General features: G+C 56.4%; 4 protein-coding genes and 2 rRNA genes (1 of these 6 cut by a window edge). All 6 read left to right on the top strand.

From position 1 onward, the window contains the following. A protein-coding gene (locus tag K3759_RS11385; RefSeq protein ID WP_259981914.1) for a glycosyltransferase family 2 protein crosses the window boundary here: on the top strand, window positions 1-213 show its end. 702 nt of this gene lie to the left of the window's left edge; only the last 213 of its 915 coding nucleotides appear in the window; its start codon lies off the left edge, out of view; the stop codon is at window positions 211-213. 388 nt (window positions 214-601) lie between these two features. Next, window positions 602-3,435, top strand: a 23S ribosomal RNA gene (locus K3759_RS11380). Between the two features lie 180 nt (window positions 3,436-3,615). Then, window positions 3,616-3,730, top strand: a 5S ribosomal RNA gene (gene rrf / locus K3759_RS11375). Window positions 3,731-3,939: 209 nt separating this feature from the next. Further along, window positions 3,940-4,761, top strand: coding sequence for an SDR family oxidoreductase (locus K3759_RS11370; protein ID WP_259981912.1), 822 nt, complete (start codon window positions 3,940-3,942; stop codon window positions 4,759-4,761). Between the two features lie 30 nt (window positions 4,762-4,791). Beyond that, window positions 4,792-5,784 (top strand): nitronate monooxygenase family protein, encoded by a 993-nt coding sequence (locus K3759_RS11365; protein ID WP_259981909.1) that lies wholly within the window; start codon window positions 4,792-4,794, stop codon window positions 5,782-5,784. After that, complete coding sequence (locus K3759_RS11360) at window positions 5,781-6,815, top strand: phosphotransferase family protein (protein ID WP_259981908.1); 1,035 nt, start codon at window positions 5,781-5,783, stop codon at window positions 6,813-6,815. Before K3759_RS11365 ends, K3759_RS11360 begins: the two co-directional genes overlap by 4 nt. Window positions 6,816-6,864 lie beyond the last annotated feature (49 nt).

Here is a 6,864-nt window from a genome sequence, read left to right as displayed (position 1 = left end):
GGTAACATTTGGGCAAAGGCGACAACAGATGCTGGGCGCTTCTACGAACGGTTGGCAACCTTGCCTGACCTCGAATGGAAACGGGCGCGGACGAAAGCCTACCGTACCATTAACCGCAGTCCGATACGGGATGCAAAGTTGAATGTGCTCCGAGCAAAGTCGGTTAACTTTGAGTATCGGACACAACTGCCAGACTGGTTTAAAGACTGCTGACAGATTAGATCAGCAAGAGCGCTACGGCGCTTTTGCTCGTCCAATCTGGACGAATTGACATCGTAAAGAGAGATACTAACAACATGTTTGATCGCCCCGCGTTAGGGGATGATCTCGGTTGCTGCCCTTCGGGGCCGGTGTTTGACGGGCTGTTTCCTCGGCCTGTCGGACATATCGCGACCGAAACGAATATGTTGTCCAAGTCAAGTACACTAACCAGAGCGATGACGCGGACCTCCTGCACGGACGGTTCGCTATCTGCATCGCTCATTGTCCAGACGACAGTCTGGGCGGGTAAAAGTATGCTTTTGATGCAGAATAAGAGGATCAGTTTCTTACCAGCTTCTGATCTTCGCGCGAGACGCCAAGTCCTGCTTTTTCTGGATCAAATCAAGCGCGAAAAGGGCGTTTGGTGAATGCCTTGGCAGTAAGAGGCGATGAAAGACGTGATACTCTGCGATAAGCCATGGGGAGCTGAGAATAAGCTTTGATCCATGGATTTCTGAATGGGGCAACCCACCTGATACTTTGTTATTACTGCACTTCGGTGCAGCTAATAACTTGGTAAACCAGGTATTTTTAGGCTGAATATATAGGCTTAAAAAGGCAAACCCGGGGAACTGAAACATCTAAGTACCCGGAGGAAAGGAAATCAATATGATACTCCCCTAGTAGCGGCGAGCGAACGGGGACCAGCCGAGCCATGACTGTGGTTAGAATGCGTTGGAATGCGCAACCAAAGTGGGTGATAGTCCCGTATAAGAAGCATGATTGGACGTATTAAGTAGGGCGGAACACGTGAAATTCTGTCTGAAGATCGGAGGACCACCTTCGAAGGCTAAGTACTCCTTACTGACCGATAGTGAACCAGTACCGTGAGGGAAAGGTGAAAAGCACCCCGACGAGGGGAGTGAAACAGTACCTGAAACCGAACGCCTACAATCAGTTGGAGCATCCTTGCGATGTGACAGCGTACCTTTTGTATAATGGGTCATCGACTTGGTCTCACGAGCAAGCTTAAGCCGTTAGGTGTAGGCGTAGCGAAAGCGAGTCTTAATAGGGCGTTGAGTTCGTGGGATCAGACCCGAAACCGAGTGATCTAGGCATGGCCAGGTTGAAGATAAGGTAACACTTATTGGAGGACCGAACCCACATCTGTTGAAAAAGATCGGGATGAGCTGTGCCTAGGGGTGAAAGGCCAATCAAACTCGGAGATAGCTGGTTCTCTGCGAAATCTATTTAGGTAGAGCGTCGACCGAATACCACCGGGGGTAGAGCACTGGATGGGTAATGGGGCCCCACAGGCTTACTGATCCTAACCAAACTCCGAATACCGGTGAGTACTAGTCGGCAGACACACGGCGAATGCTAACGTCCGTCGTGAAGAGGGAAACAACCCTAACCTCCAGCTAAGGCCCCTAATTCATGGCTAAGTGGGAAAGCAGGTGAGACGACCAAAACAACCAGGAGGTTGGCTTAGAAGCAGCCATCCTTTAAAGATAGCGTAACAGCTCACTGGTCTAAATAAGTTGTCTTGCGGCGAAGATGTAACGGGGCTCAAGCCATGAGCCGAAGCTGAGGATGCATTTATTGCATGGTAGCAGAGCGTAGTGTGACATAGTTCCATGTGTCCTTATCGTCCCTCGGGACGGATTGGACACAAGGAGCTTTCTGTGAAGCTGGCGCGTGAGCGATCCGGTGGAGAGATCACTAGTGAGAATGATGACATGAGTAGCGACAAAGAGTGTGAGAGACACTCTCGCCGAAAGTCCAAGGGTTCCTGCTTAAAGCTAATCTGAGCAGGGTAAGCCGACCCCTAAGGCGAGGCCGAAAGGCGTAGTCGATGGGAACCAGGTTAATATTCCTGGGCCAGATGGAAGTGACGGATCTCGAGGGTAGTTCATCCTTATCGGATTGAATGGGCTGCTTAGAGGTCCCTGGAAATAGCTCCATCGCTAGATCGTACCCTAAACCGACACAGGTGGACAGGTAGAGAATACCAAGGCGCTTGAGAGAACTATGTTGAAGGAACTCGGCAAAATACCTCCGTAAGTTCGCGAGAAGGAGGCCCGGTTTCTAGGCAACTAGAGGCTGGGGGCACAAACCAGGGGGTGGCGACTGTTTATTAAAAACACAGGGCTCTGCGAAGTCGTAAGACGACGTATAGGGTCTGACGCCTGCCCGGTGCCTGAAGGTTAAAAGGAGGGGTGAGAGCTCTGAATTGAAGCCCAGGTAAACGGCGGCCGTAACTATAACGGTCCTAAGGTAGCGAAATTCCTTGTCGGGTAAGTTCCGACCTGCACGAATGGCGTAACGACTTCCCCGCTGTCTCCAACATAGACTCAGCGAAATTGAATTACCGGTCAAGATGCCGGTTACCCGCGGTTAGACGGAAAGACCCCGTGCACCTTTACTACAGCTTCACACTGGCATTAGGCCGAACATGTGCAGGATAGGTGGTGGGCTTTGAAACCGAGACGCCAGTCTCGGTGGAGCCTCCCTTGAGATACCACCCTTGTTCTGCTTGATGTCTAACCGCGGACCGTTATCCGGTTCCGGGACCCTGTGTGGCGGGTAGTTTGACTGGGGCGGTCGCCTCCTAAATCGTAACGGAGGCGCGCGAAGGTTGGCTCAGAGCGGTCGGAAATCGCTCGTTGAGTGCAATGGCAGAAGCCAGCCTGACTGCGAGACTGACAAGTCGAGCAGAGTCGAAAGACGGCCATAGTGATCCGGTGGTCCCAAGTGGGAGGGCCATCGCTCAACGGATAAAAGGTACGCCGGGGATAACAGGCTGATACTGCCCAAGAGTCCATATCGACGGCAGTGTTTGGCACCTCGATGTCGGCTCATCTCATCCTGGGGCTGGAGCAGGTCCCAAGGGTACGGCTGTTCGCCGTTTAAAGAGGTACGTGAGCTGGGTTTAGAACGTCGTGAGACAGTTCGGTCCCTATCTTCCGTGGGTGTAGGATACTTGAGAGGAGTTGCCCCTAGTACGAGAGGACCGGGGTGAACGATCCACTGGTGGACCAGTTGTTATGCCAATAGCAGTGCTGGGTAGCTATGATCGGACAGGATAACCGCTGAAGGCATCTAAGCGGGAAGCCCCCCTCAAAACAAGGTATCCCTGAGAGCCGTGGTAGACCACCACGTCGATAGGCCAGAGATGTAAGCGTGGTAACACGTTCAGTTGACTGGTACTAATTGCTCGATAGGCTTGATTTGATCCAGTAGAAGCAAGACTTCAACTTATCAATCAAAAGCATACACATACAATCAGTTGTACATGACTTGGAAAACAAACGCTTTGCGCTCCAATGGAGACGGTGCGGGAACGGGCATCCTACGGATACCCTGCCTCCCGCCGTCGCTCTGCAGAGCAAAGCGCGTCAGGAATTTATTTGGTTTGGTGATCATAGCGCGAGCAAAACACCTGGTCCCATCCCGAACCCAGCCGTTAAGTGCCGTAGCGCCGATGGTACTGCGTCTTAAGACGTGGGAGAGTAGGTCATCGCCAAACCTAATAAGTTCCTGATAATCAGTATCTCTCTACGATGATCATTCAAAACCGCCGCTGCATAACATGCAGCGGCGGTTTTGCGTTGGGAAGGGTATTCTCTTTCTAAAATCGTTTTGACGCCCGGTTACTCAGCCGGCTGCGTGCCACCCGCTTGACCCCGCCCACTGCCCTGTCACAGTAACGCCAAGGCCGATGCTGGGAGGCAGGACATGGATATCAAGACACTCTTTGGGCTGGAGGGAAAAACCGCGCTCATCACAGGTGGCGCCACGGGGATCGGCCGTATGGCTGCCGAAGCTTTGGTGCGGGCCGGTGCTCGGGTTTTGCTGGCCAGTCGGACGGGTGAAGCCTGCGAAACGGTGGCGGCAGAGTTGAACGCCCTCAACGCGCGTGGCAGCGCCGAAGGTTTCGCTGGAAATGTCAGCAGCGAAGAGGGCGTCGATGCGCTGCTGGCCGAGGTTCAGTCGCGCTGCGACCAGCTTCATATTCTGATGAACAACGCCGGGGTGACTTGGGGCGCGCCGCTGGGGCAATTTCCCTTTGCTGCATGGGACAAAGTCATGGGCGTGAATGTGGCCGGTCTCTTTGATCTGACGCAAAAGCTGCTTCCCCTTCTGCGGTCCGGGGCCACGGCGGATGATCCGGCACGGGTAGTCAACGTCGGCTCGGTCATGGGCGAGCGAGAGATGGGGGATGGGGCTTATAGCTATGCGGCCTCCAAGGCCGCGGTGATCCATCTGAGCAAGATCCTTGCCAAGGAATTGGCCGGGGAGGGGATCACCGTGAACGCGCTGGCACCAGGCCCGTTCGTGTCGCGTATGACCGCCTTTGCCACGCAGGATGAGACAACGCGCAAGGCCGTGGGCCAAGACGTGCCGCTGGGCCGCGTTGGCCGCGATGAGGATATCGCGGGCTGCATGCTGTTCCTATGCGGGCGCGGCGGGGCTTATGTCACCGGGGCGGTGATCCCGGTCAGCGGCGGCATCAACGTGATGTCAGGCCCGAATATTTTTGAAAGGGCCTTGTCATGACACATACGAAAATTCAGACGGAGAGCGCCCATGCGTGACGACAGCCATCTACCCCAAGCCCTGCGTGGTCTGCGCCTGCCCTTGGTCGCATCGCCTATGTTCATCCTTTCGGGGCCGGAACTGGTCATTGCGCAATGTAAGGCGGGCATTGTCGGGTCGTTTCCAGCCCTGAACGCACGCGAGGCGGAGGGCGAGCCGCCGCTGCTTGACGCGTGGCTCATCCAGATCACCGAAGACTTGGACAAGCACAATCAAGAGAACCCGGACCGGCCTGCGGCGCCCTTTGCGGTGAACCAGATCGTGCACCGCTCCAACGCGCGGTTGGAGCGGGACCTTGAGATTTGCGTCAAACATAAGGTGCCGATCTGGATTACCTCGCTGGGCGCGCGGGTGGAAGTGAATGAGGCCGCGCATTCCTGTGGCGGGGTGGTGTTACATGACATCATCAACAACCGCTTTGCCCGCAAAGCGATTGAGAAAGGCGCGGATGGGCTGATTGCTGTGGCCGCCGGGGCCGGGGGGCACGCGGGACCGCAGTCGCCCTTTGCTTTGATCCGCGAAATTCGTGAATGGTTCGATGGACCGCTTCTGCTCTCGGGGGCATTGGCCACGGGCGAGGGGCTTTTGGCTGCGCGGGCCATGGGGGCGGACTTGGGCTATATGGGCTCGGCTTTCATCGCGACGAAGGAAGCTAATGCCGTGCCCGGTTACAAAGACATGATCGTTTCGGGCGGGGCGGATGACATCGTGACCTCTTCGCTCTTCACCGGGGTGTCGGGCAACTATCTGCGGCCTTCGATTGTGGCGGCGGGGCTGGACCCTGACGATCTGCCCTCGGCGGACGCCTCTTCGATGAACTTCGGCTCCGGGTCGTCCAAGCCTAAGGCATGGAAGGAAATCTGGGGCGCGGGGCAGGGCATTGGTGCGGTCAAACAGATCGGCGGGGTGGCTGAACTGGTGGATCGGATCGAAGCTGAATACCGCGCCGCTGGTGCCCGGCTGGCTGCGGAGTTTGCGCAATGAGCACGGACACGCAAACATTGGACGAGGCGGCGGTCTGCCGTTGGCTGGAAAAGAATCTGCCGGGCTTTGCCGGGCCGCTTGAGGTGACCAAGTTTCAGTCGGGGCAATCAAACCCCACCTTCCTGCTCTCGACTCCTGCGCATGACTATGTTCTGCGCCGTAAGCCACCGGGAACGCTGCTCAAATCGGCCCACGCGGTCGACCGTGAGTTTCGGGTCCAAAAGGCATTGGCCGACAGTCAGGTGCCGGTCGTGCGGATGCATTTGCTCTGCGAGGATGAAAGCGTCATCGGCTCGATGTTCTATGTGATGGACCACGTGCCGGGCCGCAATTTCAACGATCCGACCCTGCCGGAACTGACCCCGGCGGAGCGCGGCGCGGTCATGGATGAGATGAACGGCGTGTTGGCCGCCCTGCATGAGGTGGATATCGACGCGGTTGGTCTGTCGGACTACGGCCCTCCGGGCAACTATTTTGAACGACAAGTAGGCCGCTGGTCAAAGCAGTACCGGGCGTCCGAGACGGAGCCCCAGCCGGATATGGATGCGCTGATGCAGCGTTTGGTCGAAGAGCTGCCCAAGGATGACGGGCAGCGCACGCTGGTCCACGGTGATTATCGCATCGACAACATGATCTTTGACACCCATGGCACCGCCTGCCGCGCGGTTTTGGATTGGGAGTTGTCCACCATCGGCCACCCCTTTGCCGATCTCGCCGCCGTTATCATGCAATGGCAGATGCCCGTGGGCGCCGAGGGGCGCGGCTTGGCCGGAGTGGACCGCAAGGCGCTTGGCCTGCCCACGGATGCGGAGTTTATCGCCGCCTATTGCCGCCGGCGCAGGCTGAAGGGGATCGATAACTTCGGCTATTACCTCGCCTTTTGCTTCTTCCGCATGGCGGCGATCATTCAAGGTGTGCTGAAACGCGCGTTGGATGGCAACGCATCCAACCCCGAATATGGGCTAAGATTAGGGCAATATGTCCCGGTTTTTGCGCGCCACGGGCTGGAGGCGCTTGATCGCGACGGCTGAGCGAGGCAGCGGCTTATTGGTGCTTGAGCTTCGGCGCGAAAACCTGTTG

Source organism: Sulfitobacter sp. W027, from assembly GCF_025143985.1.
Classification (GTDB): Bacteria; Pseudomonadota; Alphaproteobacteria; order Rhodobacterales; family Rhodobacteraceae; genus Sulfitobacter.
Note: the sequence above shows the minus strand (reverse complement) of the source record. Positions and strands in the feature narration are given on the sequence as shown.

Coding starts and splice junctions, on each gene's coding strand:
- K3759_RS11360 (WP_259981908.1), top strand. CDS start 5,781: ATGAGCACGGACACGCAAACATTGGACGAGGCGGCGGTCTGCCGTTGG.
- K3759_RS11365 (WP_259981909.1), top strand. CDS start 4,792: ATGCGTGACGACAGCCATCTACCCCAAGCCCTGCGTGGTCTGCGCCTG.
- K3759_RS11370 (WP_259981912.1), top strand. CDS start 3,940: ATGGATATCAAGACACTCTTTGGGCTGGAGGGAAAAACCGCGCTCATC.